1 protein-coding gene is annotated in these 621 nt (G+C 43.2%); it reads left to right on the top strand.

Going from position 1 to position 621, the window contains the following annotated elements; all coding sequences use genetic code 11:
• Positions 1-16 precede the first annotated feature (16 nt).
• Positions 17-621: transposase (locus GVN22_RS27625; protein WP_240915799.1), on the top strand; the 605-nt coding region annotated here is incomplete at its 3' end.

Genomic DNA, 621 nt, shown 5'->3' with positions numbered 1-621 from the left:
TAAAGCCAATGCCAGTATGGACAGTCTTGTTGAAAAAGAGATATTGGAAGATGCCAGCGCTTTTGTTGATGAGCTAGTTGAACGCCATCACAACTGGAAACGAACTGCTTACAAAGACATGCCTGCCAATAGTAACACTGAGAAGCTTGATGAGAATGGGAATCTGATTCGTCCCAAATATGTGTCAAACCATACCCATTATTCACCTACCGATACGGATGCACGCATCAGCGTAAAACCCGGGAAAGCTCGTCAGTTAAACTATTTTGGACAAATAGCTGTGGACGATGCACATCATGTAATCACTGGCGCATGTGCTGATTTTGCAGACAAACGAGATAGCAAATGTTTAGCCCAAATTCTGGAACTAACAGAAGGGAATTTATCAGAACATGATATTGAATTGGGAGAGATATTAGCTGATGGAGGTTATAGCAGTGGCGAAGCTTTGGCCTATTTGGACGCCAAAGGCATCGACGCATGGATACCCAACTTTGGACAGTACAAACCAGAACGAGCAGGCTTTACCTACCATAAAGAGGCAAACTATTACCAATGTACGCAAGAAGGCAGCAAACGAGCAATACTAACCTACAAAGGCGAAAAGATAGATAGCAAAGG

It is taken from the genome of Cellulophaga sp. BC115SP, assembly GCF_009905545.1.
Taxonomy (GTDB): domain Bacteria; phylum Bacteroidota; class Bacteroidia; order Cytophagales; family Spirosomataceae; genus Flectobacillus; species Flectobacillus rivi.
Note: the sequence above shows the minus strand (reverse complement) of the source record. Positions and strands in the feature narration are given on the sequence as shown.